The organism is Stenotrophomonas sp. STEN087 (genome assembly GCF_056759115.1).
In genome coordinates this window covers 1-21,361 of sequence record NZ_JBRRCR010000053.1, presented here as the reverse complement: position 1 = coordinate 21,361, position 21,361 = coordinate 1, and the positions used below count along the sequence as shown (strand labels likewise).

General features: G+C 65.4%; 23 protein-coding genes and 1 pseudogene. 20 read left to right on the top strand and 4 right to left on the bottom strand.

Annotation, left to right across the window (positions count from 1 at the left end):
- The first annotated feature begins 1 nt into the window (after window position 1).
- From rplE to ACVOK1_RS13930, 15 genes are all read left to right on the top strand, one after another.
- Window positions 2–544, top strand: a complete 543-nt coding sequence (rplE, locus tag ACVOK1_RS14000; protein ID WP_079220757.1) for a 50S ribosomal protein L5 — start codon at window positions 2–4, stop codon at window positions 542–544.
- Between the two features lie 18 nt (window positions 545–562).
- Complete coding sequence (gene rpsN / locus ACVOK1_RS13995; RefSeq protein WP_079220758.1) at window positions 563–868, top strand: 30S ribosomal protein S14; 306 nt, start codon at window positions 563–565, stop codon at window positions 866–868.
- Window positions 869–1,125: 257 nt separating this feature from the next.
- Window positions 1,126–1,524, top strand: coding sequence for a 30S ribosomal protein S8 (rpsH, locus tag ACVOK1_RS13990; RefSeq protein ID WP_005408210.1), 399 nt, complete (start codon window positions 1,126–1,128; stop codon window positions 1,522–1,524).
- 18 nt (window positions 1,525–1,542) lie between these two features.
- Window positions 1,543–2,067, top strand: coding sequence for a 50S ribosomal protein L6 (gene rplF, locus ACVOK1_RS13985; protein WP_108767852.1), 525 nt, complete (start codon window positions 1,543–1,545; stop codon window positions 2,065–2,067).
- A gap of 32 nt (window positions 2,068–2,099) precedes the next feature.
- A complete protein-coding gene (gene rplR, locus ACVOK1_RS13980) occupies window positions 2,100–2,453 on the top strand; it encodes a 50S ribosomal protein L18 (RefSeq protein ID WP_481562420.1) in 354 nt (117 codons plus the stop codon).
- Window positions 2,454–2,614: 161 nt separating this feature from the next.
- Window positions 2,615–3,157, top strand: a complete 543-nt coding sequence (gene rpsE / locus ACVOK1_RS13975; protein ID WP_004145411.1) for a 30S ribosomal protein S5 — start codon at window positions 2,615–2,617, stop codon at window positions 3,155–3,157.
- Window positions 3,150–3,341: a 50S ribosomal protein L30 gene (gene rpmD / locus ACVOK1_RS13970; RefSeq protein WP_004154497.1), complete on the top strand. Its 192-nt coding sequence runs from the start codon at window positions 3,150–3,152 to the stop codon at window positions 3,339–3,341. The genes rpsE and rpmD overlap by 8 nt, the downstream gene beginning before the upstream one ends.
- Before the next feature lie 6 nt (window positions 3,342–3,347).
- Window positions 3,348–3,791, top strand: a complete 444-nt coding sequence (gene rplO, locus ACVOK1_RS13965) for a 50S ribosomal protein L15 (RefSeq protein WP_004154498.1) — start codon at window positions 3,348–3,350, stop codon at window positions 3,789–3,791.
- Between the two features lie 6 nt (window positions 3,792–3,797).
- On the top strand, window positions 3,798–5,165 hold the full coding sequence (secY, locus tag ACVOK1_RS13960; RefSeq protein ID WP_079220761.1) for a preprotein translocase subunit SecY: 1,368 nt from the start codon (window positions 3,798–3,800) through the stop codon (window positions 5,163–5,165).
- Between the two features lie 345 nt (window positions 5,166–5,510).
- Window positions 5,511–5,867 (top strand): 30S ribosomal protein S13, encoded by a 357-nt coding sequence (gene rpsM, locus ACVOK1_RS13955; RefSeq protein WP_004145437.1) that lies wholly within the window; start codon window positions 5,511–5,513, stop codon window positions 5,865–5,867.
- Between the two features lie 11 nt (window positions 5,868–5,878).
- Complete coding sequence (gene rpsK, locus ACVOK1_RS13950) at window positions 5,879–6,268, top strand: 30S ribosomal protein S11 (protein ID WP_004145443.1); 390 nt, start codon at window positions 5,879–5,881, stop codon at window positions 6,266–6,268.
- Window positions 6,269–6,283: 15 nt separating this feature from the next.
- Window positions 6,284–6,913 (top strand): 30S ribosomal protein S4, encoded by a 630-nt coding sequence (gene rpsD / locus ACVOK1_RS13945; protein WP_004145446.1) that lies wholly within the window; start codon window positions 6,284–6,286, stop codon window positions 6,911–6,913.
- Window positions 6,914–6,968: 55 nt separating this feature from the next.
- Window positions 6,969–7,967, top strand: coding sequence for a DNA-directed RNA polymerase subunit alpha (locus ACVOK1_RS13940; protein WP_079220762.1), 999 nt, complete (start codon window positions 6,969–6,971; stop codon window positions 7,965–7,967).
- 191 nt (window positions 7,968–8,158) lie between these two features.
- Window positions 8,159–8,542, top strand: a complete 384-nt coding sequence (gene rplQ, locus ACVOK1_RS13935) for a 50S ribosomal protein L17 (protein ID WP_079220763.1) — start codon at window positions 8,159–8,161, stop codon at window positions 8,540–8,542.
- Window positions 8,543–8,782: 240 nt separating this feature from the next.
- Window positions 8,783–9,289 carry a disulfide bond formation protein B gene (locus ACVOK1_RS13930; RefSeq protein ID WP_108767854.1) on the top strand — a complete coding sequence of 169 codons (507 nt, stop codon included), beginning with the start codon at window positions 8,783–8,785 and terminating at the stop codon, window positions 9,287–9,289.
- A 106-nt stretch (window positions 9,290–9,395) separates the two neighbouring features.
- Here ACVOK1_RS13930 and ACVOK1_RS13925 read toward each other — a convergent pair whose 3' ends face one another.
- On the bottom strand, window positions 9,396–11,528 hold the full coding sequence (locus ACVOK1_RS13925; protein ID WP_481562419.1) for a TonB-dependent receptor: 2,133 nt from the start codon (window positions 11,526–11,528) through the stop codon (window positions 9,396–9,398).
- A 220-nt stretch (window positions 11,529–11,748) separates the two neighbouring features.
- On the opposite strand from ACVOK1_RS13925, the gene ACVOK1_RS13920 reads away from it, so the two are divergent.
- Both ACVOK1_RS13920 and ACVOK1_RS13915 read left to right on the top strand, forming a co-directional pair.
- Window positions 11,749–13,140, top strand: a complete 1,392-nt coding sequence (locus tag ACVOK1_RS13920; RefSeq protein ID WP_312739804.1) for a class II 3-deoxy-7-phosphoheptulonate synthase — start codon at window positions 11,749–11,751, stop codon at window positions 13,138–13,140.
- Between the two features lie 354 nt (window positions 13,141–13,494).
- The gene (locus tag ACVOK1_RS13915) at window positions 13,495–14,622 is read left to right on the top strand and encodes a mechanosensitive ion channel family protein (RefSeq protein ID WP_325167190.1); all 1,128 of its coding nucleotides are present in this window, start codon (window positions 13,495–13,497) and stop codon (window positions 14,620–14,622) included.
- 1 nt (window position 14,623) lies between these two features.
- Here ACVOK1_RS13915 and ACVOK1_RS13910 read toward each other — a convergent pair.
- From ACVOK1_RS13910 to typA, 3 genes and pseudogenes are all read right to left on the bottom strand, one after another.
- Window positions 14,624–16,237: pseudogene (locus ACVOK1_RS13910) on the bottom strand (amidase); the annotation flags it as partial.
- Between the two features lie 41 nt (window positions 16,238–16,278).
- The gene (locus ACVOK1_RS13905; RefSeq protein WP_079220768.1) at window positions 16,279–16,746 is read right to left on the bottom strand and encodes a DUF2127 domain-containing protein; all 468 of its coding nucleotides are present in this window, start codon (window positions 16,744–16,746) and stop codon (window positions 16,279–16,281) included.
- A 9-nt stretch (window positions 16,747–16,755) separates the two neighbouring features.
- Window positions 16,756–18,603, bottom strand: coding sequence for a translational GTPase TypA (gene typA, locus ACVOK1_RS13900; RefSeq protein WP_049456418.1), 1,848 nt, complete (start codon window positions 18,601–18,603; stop codon window positions 16,756–16,758).
- Between the two features lie 249 nt (window positions 18,604–18,852).
- On the opposite strand from typA, the gene ACVOK1_RS13895 reads away from it, so the two are divergent.
- The 3 genes from ACVOK1_RS13895 to ACVOK1_RS13885 all read left to right on the top strand — a co-directional run bounded on the left by ACVOK1_RS13895 (window position 18,853) and on the right by ACVOK1_RS13885 (window position 21,157).
- Window positions 18,853–19,344 carry a peptidylprolyl isomerase gene (locus tag ACVOK1_RS13895; RefSeq protein ID WP_079220769.1) on the top strand — a complete coding sequence of 164 codons (492 nt, stop codon included), beginning with the start codon at window positions 18,853–18,855 and terminating at the stop codon, window positions 19,342–19,344.
- A 117-nt stretch (window positions 19,345–19,461) separates the two neighbouring features.
- Complete coding sequence (locus tag ACVOK1_RS13890) at window positions 19,462–20,448, top strand: malate dehydrogenase (RefSeq protein WP_108748672.1); 987 nt, start codon at window positions 19,462–19,464, stop codon at window positions 20,446–20,448.
- A 94-nt stretch (window positions 20,449–20,542) separates the two neighbouring features.
- Window positions 20,543–21,157 (top strand): RluA family pseudouridine synthase, encoded by a 615-nt coding sequence (locus ACVOK1_RS13885; RefSeq protein ID WP_481562418.1) that lies wholly within the window; start codon window positions 20,543–20,545, stop codon window positions 21,155–21,157.
- Window positions 21,158–21,361 lie beyond the last annotated feature (204 nt).

The window sequence follows — 21,361 nt, the reverse complement described above, 5'->3', positions numbered from 1 at the left end:
GATGAGTTCCCGTCTCGAAAAGTTCTACAAGGAAGAAGTGGTACCGGCGCTGATGAAGCAGTTCGGTTACACCAATCCGATGGAAGTGCCGAAGCTTGTCAAGGTCACCCTGAACATGGGTGTCGGCGAAGCGGCCACCAACAAGAAGATCCTGGAAAACGCCGTCGGCGACATGACCAAGATTTCCGGCCAGAAGCCGGTTGTCACCAAGTCGCGTGTGTCGGTTGCGTCGTTCAAGATCCGTGATGGTTGGCCGATCGGCTGCAAGACCACGCTGCGTCGCCACAAGATGTACGAGTTCCTGGATCGCCTGATCAACATCTCGCTGCCGCGCGTGCGCGACTTCCGTGGTGTGTCCGGTCGTTCCTTCGACGGTCGCGGCAACTTCAACATGGGTGTGAAGGAACAGATCATCTTCCCGGAAATCGACTTCGACGCTGTCGACGCGATCCGCGGCATGGATATCGCCATCACCACCACTGCGAAGACCGATGCGGAAGCGAAGGCGCTGCTGGCAGCGTTCAAGTTCCCGTTCCGTAACTGATCCGTCGAGGAATCCGAAATGGCAAAGACCTCCATGGTCAACCGCGACATCAAGCGGGAAAAGCTGGCAAAGAAGTACGCTGAAAAGCGTGCGGCTCTGAAGAAGATCGTGTCCTCCGTGGACGCGACCTACGAAGAGAAGATCGACGCCGCAACCAAGCTGGCCAAGCTGCCGCGCGATTCGTCGCCGAGCCGCCACCGCAACCGTTGCGAACTGTCGGGTCGTCCGCGTGGCGTCTACAGCAAGTTCGGCCTGGGCCGTAACAAGCTGCGCGAAGCCACCATGCGTGGCGACGTCCCGGGTCTGCGCAAGGCCAGCTGGTAATCCCAGCCGGCCCTGTGATCAGGAGCCCCTCCGGGGGTTCCTGAACCGGGCAGGGGAGGCATTCAGCCTTCCCGACGCAAAAAAACCAGGGAGCCCGGCGCAAGCCGGGCTCTTTTGGCGTATACTCCCGCGTCTTGCTCTGTGCAAACGGGGTAGCAGGGCAGGCCGATGGCCTGCCGCAACAAGGGACCTGGCCCGTTTCCAGGAGACAACAGATTTTCGCGAAAGCGGATATCGGTGCACTCAAAGGTACTCATATGAGCATGACTGATCCCATCGCCGACCTGCTGGTCCGCATCAAGAATGCGGCCGCGGTTGGCAAGCAGACGGTGAAAGCCCCGTCGTCCAAGATCAAGGTTGCGATCGCCCAGGTCCTGAAGGACGAGGGTTACATCACCGACCTGCGCGTGACCCAGCTGGAAAACAACAAGTCCGAGCTGGAAATCGTGCTGAAGTATTTCGAAGGCAAGCCGGTCATCGCGACCCTGAAGCGCTTCTCGCGTTCGGGCCTGCGCCAGTACCGCGGCAAGAGCGAGCTGCCGAAGGTCATGAACGGCCTGGGCATCTCCATCATTTCCACCTCCAAGGGCATCATGACTGATGCGCAGGCGCGCCAGCTGGGCGTCGGCGGCGAAGTCCTGTGCTTCGTGGCCTAAGGCGAAAGGAGTAATACTATGTCCCGCGTAGCCAAGAAGCCCGTCACCCTGGGTAAGACTGAACTGAACGTCCAGGCCGATTCCGTCACCGTCAAGGGCCCGAAGGGCACCCTGTCGCTGCCGAAGCCGGCTGGCATTGCCATCAACGTCGACAACGGCGTTGCTACCCTGAGCACCGAGAACGCTGACCTGGTCCCGCTGACCGGCACCGTCCGCGCCATCCTGGCCAACATGGTCAAGGGTGTTTCCGAAGGCTTCGAGCGCAAGCTGGAGCTGGTCGGCGTGGGTTACCGTGCTGCCATGCAGGGCAAGGACCTGAGCCTGTCGCTCGGTTACTCGCACCCGATCGTGTTCGTGGCGCCGGAAGGCATCACCATCACCACCCCGACCCAGACCGAGATTCTGGTGCAGGGCGCTGACAAGCAGGTCGTCGGTGAAGTCGCCGCCAAGATCCGTGCGTTCCGCAAGCCGGAACCGTACAAGGGCAAGGGCGTGAAGTACTCCGACGAAGTCATCATCCGTAAGGAAGCCAAGAAGGCCTAATTAGGCTCTTCCGCTTTCAAGGGAAAAAAATCATGAACAAGAACATCGCCCGCCTGCGTCGCGCCAAGTCGACCCGCGCCCACATCCGTGAGCTCGGCGTCGCCCGCCTGTCGGTGCTGCGCACCGGCCAGCACCTGTACGCCCAGGTCTTCACCGCCGACGGTTCCAAGGTGCTGGCTGCCGCCAACACCACCCAGTCCGACGTCATGGAAGGCCTGAAGAACGGCAAGAACGCCGATGCCGCCGCCAAGGTCGGCCGTATCGTCGCTGAGCGCGCCAAGGCCGCCGGCGTCGAGAAGGTTGCCTTCGATCGTTCGGGCTACCGCTACCACGGCCGCATCAAGGCCCTGGCAGAAGCCGCCCGCGAAGCCGGCCTGCAGTTCTAAGGGATAAGGGCAGGGGACCTCGCGTCCCCTGTCCGCCTGCTCGCCCGCCTGAGTGAGGCGGGGCGGCGCCGCTCTTCTGCAGCGGCCCACCGCACCAACGCGGTACTCCACAACCATAAGCGGCCTCGAGCCGTACATACCCAAACTACCAAGGAATCAAGATGGCAGAAGAACGTCAGCAGCGGGGTCGCGATCGCGACCGTAACCGCGAAGAGAAAGTCGACGACGGCATGATCGAAAAGCTGGTCGCGGTCAACCGCGTCAGCAAGACCGTCAAGGGTGGCCGCCAGTTCACCTTCACCGCCCTGACCGTGGTCGGCGACGGCGAAGGCAAGGTCGGTTTCGGTTATGGCAAGGCGCGCGAAGTGCCGGTCGCCATCCAGAAGTCGATGGAACAGGCTCGCAAGAACCTGGTCAGCGTTGACCTGAACAACGGCACCCTGTGGCACACCATCAAGGATGGTCACGGCGCAGCCCGCGTGTTCATGCAGCCGGCTTCCGAAGGTACCGGCGTCATCGCCGGCGGTGCCATGCGCGCCGTGCTGGAAGCGGTTGGCGTGAAGAACGTGCTGGCCAAGGCCACCGGTTCGCGCAACCCGATCAACCTGGTGCGTGCCACCGTGAAGGGCCTGTCTGCTGCGCAGTCGCCGGCTCGCATCGCGGCCAAGCGCGGCAAGAAGGTGGAGGAACTCAACCATGGCTAATGAGTCCAACAAGACTGTGAAGGTGCGCCTGGTGCGCGGCCTGCGTGGTACCCAGTCGCGTCACCGCCTGTCGGTGCGTGCCCTGGGCCTGAACAAGCTCAACGATGTCCGTGAACTGAAGGACAGCCCGCAGGTTCGCGGTCTGATCAACACCGTTCACTACCTCGTCAAGGTTGAGGAGTAATCGATCATGACTCTGCGTCTCAATGAACTGAGCCCGGCACCGGGCGCCCGCACCGAGCGTACCCGCGTCGGTCGTGGTATCGGCTCGGGCCTGGGCAAGACTGCCGGCCGCGGCCACAAGGGTTCGTTCGCCCGTAAGGGTGGCGGCAAGATCAAGGCTGGCTTCGAAGGCGGCCAGACCCCCATGCAGCGTCGTCTGCCGAAGATCGGCTTCCGTTCGCCGATCGCCAAGGACACCGCTGAAGTGCTGCTGTACGCGCTGGACAAGCTGCCGGCCGGCGAGATCGACTTCGCCGCCCTGCGTGCTGCCAAGCTGGTCCCGAGCACTGCAAAGAAGGCCAAGGTCGTCGTCAAGGGCGAAGTGACCAAGGCGTTCACCCTGAAGGGTATTGCTGCCACGGCCGGTGCCAAGGCTGCAATCGAAGCTGCCGGCGGCAGCGTGACGGAGTAAGAAATCATGGCGCAAGCTGGCATCGGTAACCTCGCGGGCGGAATGGGCAAGTTCACTGAACTTCGCCAACGTTTGCTGTTCGTCGTCGGGGCTTTGATCGTCTATCGCATCGGCTGTTATGTGCCGGTGCCGGGCGTCAATCCCGATGCCATGCTTGCCATGATGCAACAGCAGGGCGGCGGCATCGTGGACATGTTCAACATGTTCTCGGGCGGCGCCCTGCACCGTTTGAGCATCTTCGCGCTCAACGTGATGCCGTACATCTCGGCATCGATCGTGATGCAGCTGGCCACCCACATCTTCCCCGCCCTGAAGGCGATGCAGAAGGAAGGTGAGTCCGGCCGTCGCAAGATCACCCAGTATTCGCGCATCGGCGCCGTGCTGCTGGCGGTGGTGCAGGGCGGTTCGATCGCTCTGGCGCTGCAGAACCAGGTGGCACCGTCGGGCGCTCCGGTCGTCTACGCACCGGGCATGGGCTTCGTGCTCACCGCCGTGGTCGCGCTGACCGCCGGCACCATGTTCCTGATGTGGGTCGGTGAGCAGGTCACCGAGCGCGGCATCGGCAACGGCGTGTCGCTGATCATCTTCGCCGGTATCGTGGCGGGCCTGCCGGGTGCGGTCATCCACACCTTCGACGCCTACCGCGACGGCAACATCCAGTTCATCCAGCTGCTGCTGATCGCCATCGTCGTCCTCGCCTTCACCTTCTTCGTGGTGTTCGTCGAGCGCGGCCAGCGCCGGATCACGGTCAACTACGCGCGCCGCCAGGGCGGTCGCAACGCGTACATGAACCAGACCTCGTTCCTGCCGCTGAAGCTGAACATGGCTGGCGTCATCCCGGCGATCTTCGCCTCGAGCCTGCTGGCCTTCCCGGCCACCCTGGCCATGTGGTCCGGCCAGGCCGCCAACCAGAGCGCCGTCGGCCAGACCCTGCAGAAGGTCGCCAACGCCCTGGGCCCGGGCGAGCCGCTGCACATGATCGTGTTCGCTGCGCTGATCACCGGTTTCGCGTTCTTCTATACCGCACTGGTGTTCAACTCGCAGGAAACCGCCGACAACCTGAAGAAGTCGGGCGCGCTGATTCCGGGCATCCGTCCGGGCAAGGCCACCGCCGACTACATCGACGGCGTGCTGACCCGCTTGACCGCCGCCGGTTCGGCTTACCTGGTGATCGTCTGCCTGCTGCCGGAACTGATGCGCACGCAGCTGAACGCCTCGTTCTACTTCGGTGGTACTTCGCTGCTGATCGTCGTGGTGGTGGTGATGGACTTCATCGCCCAGGTGCAGGCGCACCTGATGTCCCACCAGTACGAGAGCCTGCTGAAGAAGGCCAACCTGAAGGGCGGCAACCGCGGCGGTTTTGCCCGCGGCTGATAAGCCTGTTATACTTTCGTCTTCCTGACGTGATGGTCCTCCGCTTCGCGGACTCTGGCCACACAAACGAAGGGCGGCCCCCGCAGCGGTTCCGGGTGGGGGTGTGACGAGGTGGTCCTGCGCTGGAGTAGCGCGGGCGGCCCCGGGGAAACCCAGGTCCAACCTTGTCCGGCGCCGGAGCCTGGGCACACTCCCCAGGCCGGGTCCATGAAACTTCATTGTTTCACGGGCTTCCATGTAAACCGGAACCTTGTTAGTATCGCTAGTTCACTTTTTTGATCCATCCTGCCGGATTGGCGTGCCCGAGGCGCGCTGTCGGCCATCACTCAGCTGGAGAACCGCGTCATGGCGCGTATTGCAGGCGTCAACCTGCCAGCCCAGAAGCACGTCTGGGTCGGGTTGCAAAGCATTTACGGCATCGGCCGTACCCGTTCGAAGAAGGTCTGCGAAGTCGCAGGCGTTGCTTCGACCACCAAGATCCGCGATCTGTCGGAGCCGGAAATCGAGCGCCTGCGCGCCGAAGTCGGCAAGTACATCGTGGAAGGCGATCTGCGCCGTGAAATCGGCATCGCGATCAAGCGCCTGATGGACCTGGGCTGCTACCGCGGCCTGCGTCACCGTCGCGGCCTGCCGCTGCGTGGCCAGCGCACCCGTACCAACGCCCGCACCCGCAAGGGCCCGCGCAAGGCGATCAGGAAGTAAGGGACCTATAAATGGCTAAGCCTGCTGCTAAGACCAAGAAGAAGATCAAGCGCGTCGTCACCGACGGCGTTGCCCACGTCCACGCTTCGTTCAACAACACCATCGTGACCATCACCGACCGCCAGGGCAACGCTCTGTCGTGGGCGACCTCCGGTGGCGCTGGCTTCCGCGGTTCGCGCAAGTCGACCCCGTTCGCTGCCCAGGTGGCTGCTGAAAAGGCTGGTCGTGCTGCGCTGGACTACGGCGTGAAGTCGCTGGAAGTCCGCATCAAGGGTCCGGGTCCGGGCCGTGAGTCGGCCGTGCGTTCGTTGAACAACGTCGGCTACAAGATCACCAACATCATCGACGTGACGCCTATCCCGCACAACGGGTGCCGTCCGCCGAAGAAGCGTCGCGTCTAAAGGGAGCGATAAGAAATGGCTCGTTATATCGGTCCTACCTGTAAGCTCGCCCGTCGCGAAGGCGCCGACCTGTCCCTGAAGAGCCCGGCGCGTGCGCTGGACTCCAAGTGCAAGCTGGAGCAGAAGCCCGGCCAGCACGGCGCCACTGCCCGCAAGGGCAAGCTGTCCGACTACGCCACCCAGCTGCGTGAAAAGCAGAAGGTCAAGCGTATCTACGGCCTGCTGGAGCGTCAGTTCCGCAACTACTACAAGAAGGCCTCGACCAAGAAGGGCAACACCGGCGAGAACCTGCTGCAGCTGCTGGAAACCCGCCTGGACAACGTCGTCTACCGCATGGGCTTCGCCGTGACCCGTCCGGCTGCCCGTCAGCTGGTGTCGCACCGCGGCGTCACCGTGAATGGCAAGTCGGTCAACCTGGCTTCGTACCAGGTCAAGGCTGGCGACGCCATCGCTCTGTCTGAAAAGGCTGCCAAGCAGCTGCGCGTCCAGGAAGCCCTGACCGTCGCCGCCCAGCATGACCTGAGCCCGTCGTGGGTTGAAGTGGATTCCGGCAAGTTCACCGGCATCTTCAAGGCTGTTCCGGATCGTTCGGATCTGCCTGCGGACATCAACGAAGCGCTGATCGTCGAGCTGTATTCGAAGTAATTCACATTGGAGAGCCCCCGGCGACGGCCGGGGGTTCACTAGGAGAACCCGCAACATGACGGTTACCGCCAACCAGGTTCTGCGTCCTCGCGGTCCGCAGATCGAACGCCTTACCGACACCCGTGCAAAGGTCGTTATCGAACCTTTGGAGCGGGGTTACGGGCATACGCTGGGCAATGCCCTGCGTCGCGTGCTGCTGTCGTCCATCCCGGGCTTCGCCATCACGGAAGTCGAAATCGACGGCGTGTTGCACGAGTACACCACGGTCGAAGGTCTGCAGGAGGACGTGCTCGAAGTCCTGCTGAACCTGAAGGACGTGGCCATCCGTATGCATTCCGGCGACAGCGCCACCCTGTCCCTGTCCAAGCAGGGTCCGGGCGTTGTCACTGCAGCTGACATCAAGGTCGACCACAATGTGGAGATCCTGAACAGCGATCACGTGATCTGCCACCTGACCAAGGATACGGCGATCAACATGCGTCTGAAGATCGAACGTGGTTTCGGCTACCAGCCGGCTGCCGCGCGTCGTCGTCCGGACGAAGAAACCCGTGCCATCGGCCGTCTGGTCCTGGATGCCTCGTTCTCGCCGGTCCGCCGCGTCGCCTATGCCGTGGAAGCGGCTCGCGTCGAACAGCGTACCGACCTGGACAAGCTGGTCATCGATATCGAGACCAACGGCACCATCGACGCCGAGGAAGCCGTGCGCACCGCCGCCGACATCCTCAGCGACCAGCTGTCGGTGTTCGGTGACTTCACCCACCGCGACCGCGGTGCGGCCAAGCCGGCCAACAACGGCGTGGATCCGGTGCTGCTGCGCCCGATCGACGACCTGGAGCTGACCGTGCGTTCGGCCAACTGCCTGAAGGCCGAAAGCATCTACTACATCGGCGATCTGATCCAGAAGACCGAAGTGGAGCTGCTGAAGACCCCGAACCTGGGCAAGAAGTCGCTCACCGAGATCAAGGAAGTGCTGGCTCAGCGCGGCCTGTCCCTCGGCATGAAGCTGGAGAACTGGCCGCCGGCCGGCGTCGCCAGCCACGGCATGCTGGGCTGATATCGGTAATGCCTGGAGGCTCCACCGTTCGCGGTGGGGCCTTCAACGCAGCAACACATCGCCACGACGAACCCCAGGTTCGCGGGCAGGTCGTCCAGGACGGATGGCCAGGACCAACCGCAGTCCGTGCAGCAACGCCAGGATGGCGACAACGATCCACACAGCCTCATCATTAACCAAGGAATATCACCATGCGTCACATGAAGTCTGGCCGTAAGTTCAACCGCACCAGCGCCCACCGCGAAGCGATGTTCAAGAACATGGCCGCCTCGCTGTTCAAGCACGAGCTGATCAAGACCACCCTGCCGAAGGCCAAGGAACTGCGCCGCGTTGCCGAGCCGCTGATCACCCTGGCCAAGGTCGACTCCGTCGCCAACCGCCGTCTGGCCTTCGCCCGTCTGCGTGACAACGAAGCCGTGGGCAACCTGTTCACCATCCTGGGCCCGCGCTACGCGAACCGTCCGGGCGGCTACCTGCGTCTGCTGAAGTGCGGCTTCCGCGCCGGCGACAACGCTCCGATGGCCTACGTCGAGCTGGTCGACCGTCCGGCCGTGGCCGAGGAAGTGGCCGAGTAATCGGACCGCTCCAACGCGACACAGCGAAAGCCCGGCCTCTGCCGGGCTTTTGCGTTTCCGGGGTCGGATCCCTTTCCGCAGGAAAGGGCTCCGACCCCATTCCTCCAGCACAGAGCGTCAGAGCCCTTCGCATGCGCAAAGGTATCTGACCCACACCGTTCCGACAGGCGTGCCGTGTGGCGGTTCGAACGGGGCGCGCTCTCGGTTACGCTTGGCGCCTGATCCGTTCGAGCGTTGACGATGAATCCTTTGCGCTGGCCCTTCCGCGCCCAGTTCCTGTTGGGCTTCCTGATCTGCGTGGGCCTGCTCGGCTTCGCCATCTTCCTGCAGCTGAAGATGGGCCTGGAGCCCTGTCCGTTGTGCATCTTCCAGCGCCTGGCGTTCGCCGCGCTGGGCCTGCTGTTCCTGATTGGTGCCGTGCACGGCCCGTCCAACCGCCCGGGTCGCGCGACCTACGGCATCCTTGCCTTCATCGCCGCCGCTGTCGGCTTCGGCATTGCCGCGCGCCACGTGTACGTGCAGATGCTGCCGCCGGAAATGGGCTCCACCTGTGGCCCGCCGCTGGCCTTCCTGAGCGAGACGATGGGCCCGCTGGAAGTGTTCCGCACCGTGCTGACCGGTACCGGCAACTGCGGCAACATCGACTGGACCTTCCTGGGCATGACCATGCCGATGTGGTCGGGCGTGTGGTTCGCGCTGCTGGCGCTGTGGGCGCTGGTGGTGTCGCTGCGCAAGGTCAAGCGCTGAAAGCAGAATGGGGTCAGATCCCTTTGCGCAGCAAAGGGCTCTGACCCCATTGGCAGCCACGCGTGGCGTGGCTCTACTGTGAATCAGGGATCCGACCCCAGCCCGATCAGAAGTCCTGCTGCAGGCTCAGGTAGGCACCGCGGCGCGGGCCCCATTGCGGCGCGAACACGCCGACGCCGCCGCCATCACGCAGCTGGTAGCTGCGATCCAGTGCATTGATCACCGCCAGCTGCACGTGCAGCGGATGCCCGCTGTCGGCGTTGAAGTCGTGGCCGGCACTCAGGTTCACCTGCAGGTAGGACGGCAGCTCGCCACCGTTGGGCACCGTGTCGGTATCCGAGCGCAGGCCGCTGCCGAATACGTAGTTCGCACCGATGCGGTTGTGGCCGGCGAAGGCGTAGCTGAAGCCACCCGACGAGGTCAGCTTCTGGTCGTGGTCCAGGTGGATCCAGTGGTCAGCCACGTAGGCCAGGGCCTCCGGGTCGAGGTTGTACTGGCTGGTGATGACGTCGGTGCCGATGGCCTTGTTCAGGGCTGCATTGAAGTAGGCGCTGAAGGGACCGTTGCTGTAGTCGGCGCTGAATTCCAGGCCGCGGATGTGGCCGCGACGGTAGTTGAACGTCGAGTAGATGTAGGCAGCGCCGAACTGGCCTTCGTCCTGCAGGCGCGAGACGCGGCGATCATAGGCATCCAGGCCCAGGGTCAGGTGCTCGCCGACCTGCTGGGAGACGCCGATGTCGTAGTAGTCGCTGCGCTCGGCCAGCGGAATGTTGTTGCCACCGGACGGCTGCGCGTTGGTGGTGCCGTCATACAGGCTGATGTCGCTGGTGGCGATCAGCTCGCTCGCCGGCGGGGTGAAGTAGCGCGAATAGCCGGCGTGCACGGTGGTGCTGTCGCCGGCATTCCAGACCACGCCCAGGCGCGGGCTGAGCTGGCCCTCGGTCTGGCCGAAGGCCTTGTAGCGGTCACCGCGCAGGCCGTAGTTGACCGTCCAGTTCTCGCCGATCTTCCACTCGTCCTGCACGTAGACCGCCGCCGTGGTGGCCTTGAACGCGCTGCTGTCGGCAATCTGCAGCGGCGTGGTGCTGGTCTGCGCGCCGTCGTCGTCGACCGGGAACACCCAGCTGTTGTTGCTGGCGCGGGCACGCTCCTGGTTGCCGTACACGCCATAACGCAGCGTGTGGTTGTCGCCCAGCGGCGTGGAGAAGTCCGCCTGCAGCGTGTTGGCGCGGTTGCTGCGCTGGACCTGCGAGGCGACGCCACTGAACACCAGATCGCCGGCCACGTCGGGATTGAAGCCGACATCGCTGTAACGCTGCCCGGCAGAGACCTGGTAGGCGGTCTCGCCCAGCGTGCCCTGCAGCACCAGCATGCCGAAGCGGGTGGTCTCGCGCTGCGTCTCATCCAGCTGGCTGGAATCGAAGGTGGTGGTGTCCAGGTAGCCGAACTGCGGGGTCTGGCCCGGGTTGACCGGAATCTGGAAGCGGTTGTTGGCGAAGCCGGCGAACACGCTCAGGCGCGTGGTGTCGTTGACCAGGTAGGTCAGGTCGGCGAACGCCTTGCCCTGGTGGGTGTCGTCATGCTCCGGCTTGCGCGAGCTGGTCGGGTTTTCCAGGCCGACGTCGTTCTGGTCGTAGTTGCCGGTCAGGAACCAGCTCCAGCGCCCCTGCGAGCCCCACCACGAGGCGTTCGGGTTGACCTTGCCGAACGAGCCGGTGGTGATGCCGACGCTGCCGCCATTGCCGAGCTCGGCGCCACTGCGGGTGGTGATGTCGACCACCGCGGCGGTGCGCTCGCCGAACTGTGCCGGCAGCGCGCCGTCCATCAGGCGGATGCTCTTGATCGTGCGCGCGTCCAGGGTCTGGCCGAAACCGGAGATCGACTCGGGCAGCAGCACACCGTTGATGCGGTACTGCAGGTTGGCGTGGTCGCCGCGCACGTGCACGCCACCGTAGGAATCCTGGACCACGCCCGGCGCCTGCAGCAGCACCTGGCTGAGCGGCGCGGACGCGCCCAGCGGCTGCTTCTGGATGTCCTCGGCGGTGATCTGGTACTGGCTGCTGCCGATGTCGGGCGACAGCGCGTTGCGCGCCTGGTCGAGCTGGGCGCTGACAGTGACTGCGTCGAGGTCCTTCACCGGCGCGGCATCCGTGGCGGCATCGGCGGCCAGGGCGAGGGAGGGCAGGCTGGCCAGGGCCAGGGCGAAGGTGATGCCGGTAGCGAGCAGGGAGGGCTTCATGGCGGATGGGCTGTGGAAGGGGCCGGAAGAGGGGATAGGATTGTTACTTCGTAACACTGCGGAGCGAATCATGCGCCTGTCCGGGCGGCTGTGGTCATGCGGTTTGTGGCCGATCGCGTGCCCTTTCCCCGGTGTTCAGACATGTGCAGACGGCGAGCGGGCCTTTGCGGCGACGGCCGGCTCTGCGACCATGAACGTCCCCCACCCCCGGAATCCTGCAATGAGCCTGTCCGCCGTTCCGCCCGTCTCCGATCCCGCTGCGACCGCCGCCGGCGCTGGCTGGTCGCCGGAGAGCTGGCGTGGCAAGACCGCCCTGCAGATGCCGACCTATCCCGATCCCATCGCGCTGGACGCCGCCCTGCACGAGCTGAAGCGGCTGCCGCCGCTGGTGACCTCCTGGGAGATCCTGGCGCTGAAGCAGCAGCTGGCCGACGCGCAGGAAGGCAAGCGCTTCCTGCTGCAGGGCGGTGACTGCGCGGAGAATTTCAGCGACTGCGAATCCGGCACGATCTCCAACCGGCTGAAGGTGCTGCTGCAGATGAGCCTGGTGCTGGTGCACGGCCTGCGCCAGCCGGTGATCCGCGTCGGCCGTTTCGCCGGCCAGTACGCCAAGCCGCGCTCGGCCGACACCGAGACCCGCGACGGCGTGACCCTGCCCAGCTACCGCGGCGACGTGATCAATGCGCCGGCGTTCACCGAGGCCGCGCGCCTGCCGGACCCGAAGCGGATGCTGCAGGCCCACGCGCACTCGGCGATGACGATGAACTTCGTGCGGGCGCTGATCGACGGTGGTTTCGCCGACCTGCACCACCCCGAATACTGGAACCTGGAGTGGGTGCGGCATTCGCCGCTGGCCGCCGAGTACCAGAAGATGGTGGCCTCGATCGGCGACGCGGTGCACTTCATGGAGACCCTGGCCGGGGCCCGCGTGCACAACCTCAACCGCATCGACTTCTACACCTCGCACGAAGCGCTGCTGCTGCCCTACGAGCAGGCGCTGACCCGGCAGGTACCGCGCCAGCAGGGCTGGTTGAACCTGAGCACGCATTACCCGTGGATCGGCATGCGCACCGCCGCGCTGGATGGCGCGCACGTGGAGTACCTGCGGGGCGTGCGCAATCCGATCGCGATCAAGGTGGGGCCGTCGGTGCAGCCGGACCAGCTGCTGCGCTTGATCGACGTGCTGAACCCGGACGACGAACCCGGACGCCTGAGTTTCATCCACCGCATGGGTGCGGCGCAGATTGCCGAGAAGCTGCCGCCGCTGCTGGACGCGGTGAAGCGCGATGGCCGCCGCGTGTTGTGGGTGTGCGATGCGATGCATGGCAACACCGAGAGCACGGCGAACGGCTTCAAGACGCGTCGCTTCGACAACGTGCGCAGCGAGGTGGAGATGTCCTTCGACCTGCACGCGGCGGCGGGCACGCGGCTGGGTGGCGTGCACCTGGAGCTGACCGGTGAGGACGTGACCGAATGCACCGGCGGTGCGCGTGAGCTGACCGAGCGTGACCTGGAGCGTGCGTACCGGTCGACGGTGGACCCGCGGTTGAACTACGAGCAGTCGCTGGAGATTGCGATGGCGATCGTGCGCAAGCAGGAGCAGGCGAGGTAGGTTTTTCTGCAGGGCTTGCAGCCCTGCACCTGCTGCAATCAACTGCAACTGCAACGTCAACATCAAATGCTGGGTGTCCGTGGGTTGGCGGGGGGGGGGGGGGGGGGGGGGGGGGGGGGGGGGGCGTGCGAGCCGCGGGGGGTCTCGGCTTCCCTCACTCTGACCCCCGCCCCCCCCCCCCCCCCCCCCCCCCCCCCCCCCGCCTACCCTCAGGAAACCAGCTTTTGACGTTGACGTTGACGTCGCCTCTGCGGGTGCAGGGTGCAAACCCTGCATACAACACGCTCATGCCCCATGCGCGACCCTGTCCATCCGCGTGTTCGAGTGGAGGTGGCAAGGGTGCATTGGGAGCACATGCAGGCCTATGCATGGCCGTTGGGGTTGGCGCTGGTGATCGGCGGCATCGGTGCATGGGTGATCCTGTGGGTCTATCACCGGTTGAAGGGGCGCGACCGGCGCCGTGCGCGCATCGGCCGCGTGCTTGGCCTGCCGCTGGCGACGGCGTTGCCGCTTCTGTTGCTGATTCCCGCACTGCAGGCGACGCCGTTGCAGGATCCGCTGCTGGGCAATCTGCAGCGCATCCTGCACATCAGCCTGGTGGCCTGCTTCATCTGGTTGCTGGTGCGCGGTGTCGGCGCCATCGAGCGCGCGATCCTGCGCAGCAATCCCATCGACGTGGCCGACAACCTGGAAGCGCGCCGCATCCAGACCCAGACCCGAGTGCTCAGCCGGGTGATCATGGGCGGCATCATCGTGCTCGGCGCCTCGCTGGTGCTGCTGCAGTTCGACATGGTGGCCAAGATCGGTTCGGCGCTGCTGGCGTCGGCGGGCCTGATCGGCCTGGTCGCGGGTATCGCCGCCAAGCCGGTGTTCGGCAACCTGATCGCGGGCCTGCAGATCGCGGTGACCCAGCCGATCCGCCTGGATGACGTGGTGATCGTCGAGGGCGAGTGGGGCCGCATCGAGGAGATCGGCAGCAGCTACGTGGTCGTGCGCATCTGGGATGAGCGGCGCATGGTGGTGCCGTTGACCTGGTTCATCGAGAACCCCTTCCAGAACTGGACGCGGCGCAGCGCCGACCTGTTGGGTACCGCGTTTTTCTGGCTGGATTACCGCGCACCCATCGCAGCCATCCGTGCCGAACTCGAGCGCATCTGCCGGGGCGAGCCGCTGTGGGATGGCCGCGTGTGCGTGACCCAGGTGACCGACACCAGCGAGCGTGCGATCCAGGTCCGCCTGCTGGTCAGTGCGCGCAGTTCCGGCGATGCGTTCGACCTGCGCTGCCTGGTGCGTGAACGGATGCTGGATTTCCTTGCCCGCGAACATCCGCAGTCGCTGCCGCAGGTGCGTGCGCGGCTGCAGCACGAGGACGAACTGGACATGCCGCGCGGTCCGCGTGCGCGCACGGCGGACGTGCGGTCGCCGGGTGCGGAGGATGGGGAGGCCGCGATCGTGCCTGTGGAGCCAGAGCCCGAACGGTAGCGCCGGCGTCGATCAATGCGTCGGTGGCGAACCGCGGCGGCTGCCGTGCGCGGGTGCGCTGTTCGTAGGCGTAGGCCATCTCGATCAGCTTCGGCTCGCTCCAGGCGGTGCCCATGAACAGCAGGCCGGCGGGAAGGCCGTCGATCTGGCCCATCGGCACGCTCAGGCTGGGGTAGCCGGCCACCGCAGCGGCGCTGTAGCTCTCGCCGGGGAAATCATCGCCGCTGCTGCGCAACGGCCAGGCAATGCCGGTGGTCGGCGCGACCAGGCCATCGAGCTGGTGCGCGGCCAGCACCGCATCAATGCCCTCAGGCCCCGCCAGGCGGCGCGCATCGCTGCGCGCACGGATGTAGACGGGGTCGGCCAGGCCGGCGGTGGCGTCGGCCTCCTGCAGCAGCTGCTGGCCGAACAGCCCCAGTTCCTGCTTCGCATGGGCCTGGTTGAAGGCGATCAGCGCGGCCAGGCTGCGCAGCGGCGCCTTGTAGGTGACCAGGTAGCGCTCCAGCCCCGCCTTGAACTCGTACAGCAGCACGGTGCGCTCGGCCTCTTCCCAGGCGCCCTGGTTGGGCATCGCCACCGGCACCACCACCGCGCCGGCGCGGCGCAGCTCGGCCACGGCCTGGTCCATCAGCGGCGACATGCCGCGGTACTTCAGCAGCGGCGTCTGCAGCAGGCCCAGGCGTTTGCCGCGCAGGCCCTGCGGATCCAGCCGCGCGGTGTAGTCGTAGACCGCGCGCCCGGGCATGGTCGCCGTGGCCGGGTCGGCGGCATCGCGGCCGGCGATGGCGGTCAGCACCGCAGCCGCATCGGCCACGCTGCGGGTCATCGGCCCGGCGGTGTCCTGGCTGAAGGAGATCGGGATGATGCCTTCGCGGCTGACCAGGCCGACGGTGGGCTTCAGCCCGACCACGCCGTTGATCGCCGCCGGGCAGACGATGCTGCCGTCGGTCTCGGTGCCGATCGCCACGCTGGCCAGGTTGGCGGCCACGGCCACCGCGCTGCCGCTGCTGGAGCCGCACGGCGAATGGCTCAGGCGGTAGGGGTTGCGGGTCTGGCCGCCGCGCGCGCTCCAGCCGGACACCGAATCATTGCCGCGGAAGTTGGCCCATTCGCTGAGGTTGGTCTTGCCCAGCACCACTGCGCCGGCCTCGCGCAGGCGGCGCACCAGGTAGGCATCGCCGGGCTTGAAGCCCTGCAGCGCCAGCGAACCGGCGGTGGTGGCCATCGGTGCGGCGTTGATGTTGTCCTTCAGCAGCACCGGGATGCCGTGCAGCGGGCCACGCAGGCGGCCTGCACGGCGCTCGCGGTCACGTTCGGCCGCTTCCTTCAGGGCATCGGGGTTGAGTTCGAGCACCGCCCGCAGGCGGGGCCCGGTGCGGTCCAGGGCGGCGATGCGCTTGAGGTAGGCGGCGGTGAGGGTGGTGCTGTCCAGCTCACCGCTGACCATCCGCGCCTGCAGATCGGCCACGTCGGTTTCGGCGTAGGGGAAGGGCACGTTGCTGCTGTTGGGCGCGGCGGCGTGCGCGGCCGGTGTCGCCGGACTGCAGCCCACGGCAAACAGCGCGGGCAGGGCCGCGGTCAGGCAGGTCAGCAGGGAAGACAGGAACGGGCGCATCGGACGGCTGGGTCGGCTCCAATCGTCAGTGTAGCGGCTGCTCAGTGGCGGCGCTTGCGCAGGTCGCGGGCGAGCACGTAGACGACGATCAGGTTGATCGCCAGCACGCTCCAGGAGGCCCAGCCGGGGTGGCGGAGCACCGCGTAGATATCGAAGGGCAGGTAGATGGAGGCAGTCAGGCAGCCGAGCCAGGAGGCCCAGGCCTTGGCCTTCCACAGGCCCCAGGCTTCGACCAGATGCAGCAGGCCGTAGCCGATCATCGCCGCCGCGGCCAGGTGCACCGCGTCGGGACTGATCATGTTCAGCAGCGAGGGCAGGGTGCCGTGATCCGGGTCCAGGCTGAAACGCCGGATCAGGGCATTGACCCCATCGCGAAGCGGCTGCGGACCGAGCATTTCCAGCCCGGTCGCAGCCAACAGCGCCAGCATCGCCTTGCTCGCTTCGAGCAGGGCGATGACGTGGAGGCCCGGATGCCGGTGCGGATCCGGGTTGTAGCCGTTCTGGCTCACGGGTCAGGCTCAGCCGCCGCGCGAAGCCTTCTTGCGGTCGCTTTCGGTCAGGAACTTCTTGCGCAGACGGATCTCCTTCGGGGTGATCTCGACCAGCTCGTCGTCCTCGATGAAGTCCAGGGCCTGTTCCAGCGAGTACTTGATCGCCGGGGTCAGCTGGATCGCATCGTCCTTGCCCGAAGCGCGCATGTTGGTCAGCGGCTTGGTCTTGATCGCGTTGACGGTCAGGTCGTTGTCCTTGGAGTGGATACCGACCAGCTGACCTTCATACACGTTGTCGCCTTCAGCAGCGAACAGCTTGCCGCGTTCCTGCAGCGGGCCAAGCGAGTAGGCCGGCGTGGTGCCCGGCGCATTGGCGATCATCACGCCGTTGATGCGCTTGGCGATCGCGCCCTGTTCCTTCGGACCGTAGTGGTCGAACACGTGGAACAGCAGGCCCGAACCCTGGGTCAGGGTCTTGAACTCGTTCTGGAAACCGATCAGGCCACGGGCCGGGATCGAGTATTCCAGGCGCACGCGGCCCTTGCCGTCCGGCTCCATGTTCTTCAGCTGGCCCTTGCGGGTGCCCAGCTTTTCCATGACGCCGCCCTGGTGGATTTCTTCGATGTCCACCACCAGCTGTTCGATCGGCTCCATCATCTGGCCGTCGATTTCCTTGATGATGACTTCCGGGCGCGACACGGCCAGCTCGTAGCCTTCGCGACGCATGTTCTCGATCAGCACCGACAGGTGCAGTTCGCCACGGCCGGAGACCAGGAACTTGTCGGCGTCTTCCAGCTGTTCGACCTTCAGGGCCACGTTGTGGACCTTTTCACGGTCCAGGCGGTCCTTGATCTGGCGGCTGGTCAGGAACTTGCCACCGGACAGGTCCTTGTTGCCGGCGAACGGCGAGTTGTTGACCTGGAAGGTCATCGAGATGGTCGGCTCGTCGACGGTCAGTGCCGGCAGCGCTTCCGGGGTATCCGGGTGGCACAGGGTGTCGGAGATGGTCAGCTCCGGAATACCGGAGATGGCGACGATGTCACCGGCTTCGGCGGTGTCCTGCTCGATGCGCTCCAGACCCAGGAAGCCCAGCACCTGTGCGACCTTGCCGTTGCGCTTCTTGCCTTCACGGTCGATGACCGCGACCTGCATGTTCTTCTTCAGGGTGCCGCGCTGGATGCGGCCGATGCCGATGACGCCCACGAAGTTGTTGTAGTCCAGCTGGCTGATGCGCATCTGGAAGGCGCCTTCCGGATCGACTTCCGGCTTCGGCGCGTGCTGCATGATTGCTTCGTACAGCGGGGTCATGTCGCCGTCGCGCACGGTGTCTTCCAGACCAGCGTAGCCGTTCAGGGCCGAGGCGTAGACGATCGGGAAGTCGAGCTGCTCGTTGGTGGCGCCGAGCTTGTCGAACAGGTCGAAGACCTGGTCGATCACCCACTCCGGACGCGAGCCCGGACGGTCAACCTTGTTGACCACGACGATCGGCTTGAAGCCCATCGCGAAGGCCTTCTGGGTGACGAAGCGGGTCTGCGGCATCGGGCCGTCCATCGCGTCGACGAGGATCAGCACGGTGTCGACCATCGACAGCACGCGCTCCACTTCGCCGCCGAAGTCGGCATGCCCCGGGGTGTCGACGATGTTGATCCGGTTCTTGATGCCGGTCTTCTTGTCTTCCCAGGTGATGGCGGTGTTCTTGGCCAGGATGGTGATGCCGCGTTCCTTTTCCTGGTCGTTGCTGTCCATCACGCGCTCGGCGAGGACGGTACGCTCGGACAGGGTGCCGGACTGCTTCAGCAGCTGGTCGACCAGGGTGGTCTTGCCATGGTCGACGTGAGCGACGATGGCGATGTTGCGAAGGTTTTCGATGGACATACGAAAGGGGGCCAGTCGGCGCCGGATTTGGAAAAAGAAGTCCAACATTATACGTCGAAGTTGACGATTGGCGAAAACCTTCATTTCAGGCCCGGTCGGATGCCCATTCAGGCGCCTGTCGGGGCTGCCTGAACGGTGGCCCCCGGCCGGCCGGGCCGGCCCCGTTGGCCCATGGTCGAAGGCGCCGCTGCCACGAGCCGGGTGTAAACTAGGTGGCTAGACGCATTCCCATCTGCAGCAAGGATCTCCATGTCCCTCATCGCCACTTTCGACACCACCCAGGGCCCGATCAAGGTCGAGCTGTTCGCCGACAAGGCGCCGCTGACGGTTGCCAACTTCGTCAACCTGGTCAAGCAGGGCTTCTATGACGGCCTGATCTTCCACCGCGTCATCGCCGACTTCATGATCCAGGGCGGCTGCCCGCAGGGTCGTGGCACCGGTGGCCCGGGCTACAAGTTCGAGGACGAGAAGAATGGCGTGAAGCACGAGGTCGGCTCGCTGTCGATGGCCAACGCCGGCCCGAACACCAACGGCAGCCAGTTCTTCATCACCCACATCAAGACCGACTGGCTGGACGGCCGCCACACCGTCTTCGGCAAGGTCCTGGAAGGCCAGGCCATCGTCGATTCGGTCAAGCAGGGCGACGTGATCCATTCGATCACCCTGGAAGGCGACGTCGACGCCGCGCTGGCCGCACAGGCCGACCGCGTCGCCGAGTGGAACAAGATCCTCGCCGCCTGATCCCCCTTCGAAACGGCCACCCCTCGGTGGCCGTTTCCCTGTTCCCCGCCGCCCGCCAGGCCTGCGAGCCACGCCCGCGGCGTTCCATCCAACGCTTGCAAGCAAGAGGAAACCCCCATGAAAGCACCCGTTCGTGTTGCCGTGACCGGCGCTGCCGGCCAGATCGGTTACGCCCTGCTGTTCCGCATCGCCTCCGGCGAAATGCTGGGCAAGGACCAGCCGGTCATCCTGCAGCTGCTGGAACTGCCGGTCGACAAGGCCCAGGCCGCCCTGAAGGGCGTGATGATGGAGCTGGAAGACTGCGCCTTCCCGCTGCTGGCCGGCATGGTCGGCACCGACGACGCCGAAGTGGCCTTCAAGGACGCCGACATCGCCCTGCTGGTCGGCGCGCGTCCGCGCGGCCCGGGCATGGAGCGCAAGGACCTGCTGCTGGAAAACGCCAAGATCTTCACCGCCCAGGGCGCGGCGCTGAACAAGGTCGCCAGCCGTGACGTGAAGGTGCTGGTGGTCGGCAATCCGGCCAACACCAATGCCTACATCGCCATGAAGTCGGCCCCGGACCTGAAGCCGGAAAACTTCACCGCCATGCTGCGTCTGGACCACAACCGCGCGCTGAGCCAGCTGTCGAACAAGCTCGGCAAGCCGGTCGGTGGCATGGAGAAGCTGGTCGTGTGGGGCAACCACAGCCCGACCATGTACCCGGACTACCGTTTCGCCACCGCCGATGGTGCCTCCATCGCCGATGCGATCAACGACCAGGAATGGAACGCCAACACCTTCATCCCGACCGTCGGCAAGCGCGGCGCGGCGATCATCGAAGCCCGCGGTTCGTCCTCGGCTGCTTCGGCCGCCAACGCTGCCATCGACCACGTGCGTGACTGGGTGCTGGGCAGCAACGGCAAGTGGGTCACCATGGGCGTGCCGTCCGACGGTTCCTACGGCATTCCGGAAGGCGTGATCTTCGGCTTCGCCGTGACCACCGAAAACGGCAAGTACACCCTGGTCAAGGATCTGCCGATCGACGACTTCAGCCAGAAGTACATCGACAAGACCCTCGCCGAGCTGGAAGAAGAGCGCTCCGGCGTCGCCCACCTGCTGGGCTGATACCGCGTTGACCGGTAGGTACCGACCGTTGGTCGGTACGCATGAACGGGGAGGCTTCGGCTTCCCCGTTTCTGTTTGAGGAATACGGAACCTGATGATCCATCTGCACTACATCGATGACGCACTGCTGGTGGCCGAGAAGCCGGCCGGCCTGTTGTCCGTGCCTGGCCGCAGCGAGGAGAACCAGGACTGCGTGGTGGCGCGTCTGCAGGCGCTGTACCCGGACGCGCTGACCGTGCACCGCCTGGACCAGGTGACCTCGGGCCTGCTGCTGCATGCACGCGGCAAGGCGATGCAGGCGGTGCTGTCGATGCAGTTCGAGCAGCGACAGGTGAGCAAACGCTACGAGGCGGTGGTGCAGGGGCTGCTGGAGGCCGATGCCGGTGAAGTGGACCTGCCGTTGATCGTGGACTGGCCGAACCGGCCGAAGCAGATGGTCGACCACGAACGTGGCAAGCCGGCGCTGACGCGCTGGCAGGTGCTGGCGCGGGATGCGCAGGCGCAGCGCACGCGGGTGGCACTGGAACCGGTGACGGGGCGCAGTCATCAGCTGCGGCTGCACATGGCCAGTCTTGGCCATCCCATCGTGGGGGATGTGTTGTATGACGCCGCGCCGGCGCAGCGGGTGCACCTGCATGCATGCGCGCTGGCGTTCACGCATCCGGTGACGGGGGCGGCGCTGGCGTTCGAGTCCCCGGCTCCGTTCTAGGTGGTTCGGCAGGGCTGCGCCCTGCACCTGCTTCAAGCCACGGCAACGGCAACGTCAGAAGCCAGAGCGGCATTCCGAGGGATGGCGGGGCACTGTGGGTTTGCGGGGACGCCGTAAACCCATCCATGGGGGCTTGGTCGCCGCTTGCTCGTGTGCGCTGTCCTGCGCACACGGCAAGACCGGGGTTGGGCGTCCTGCCCAACC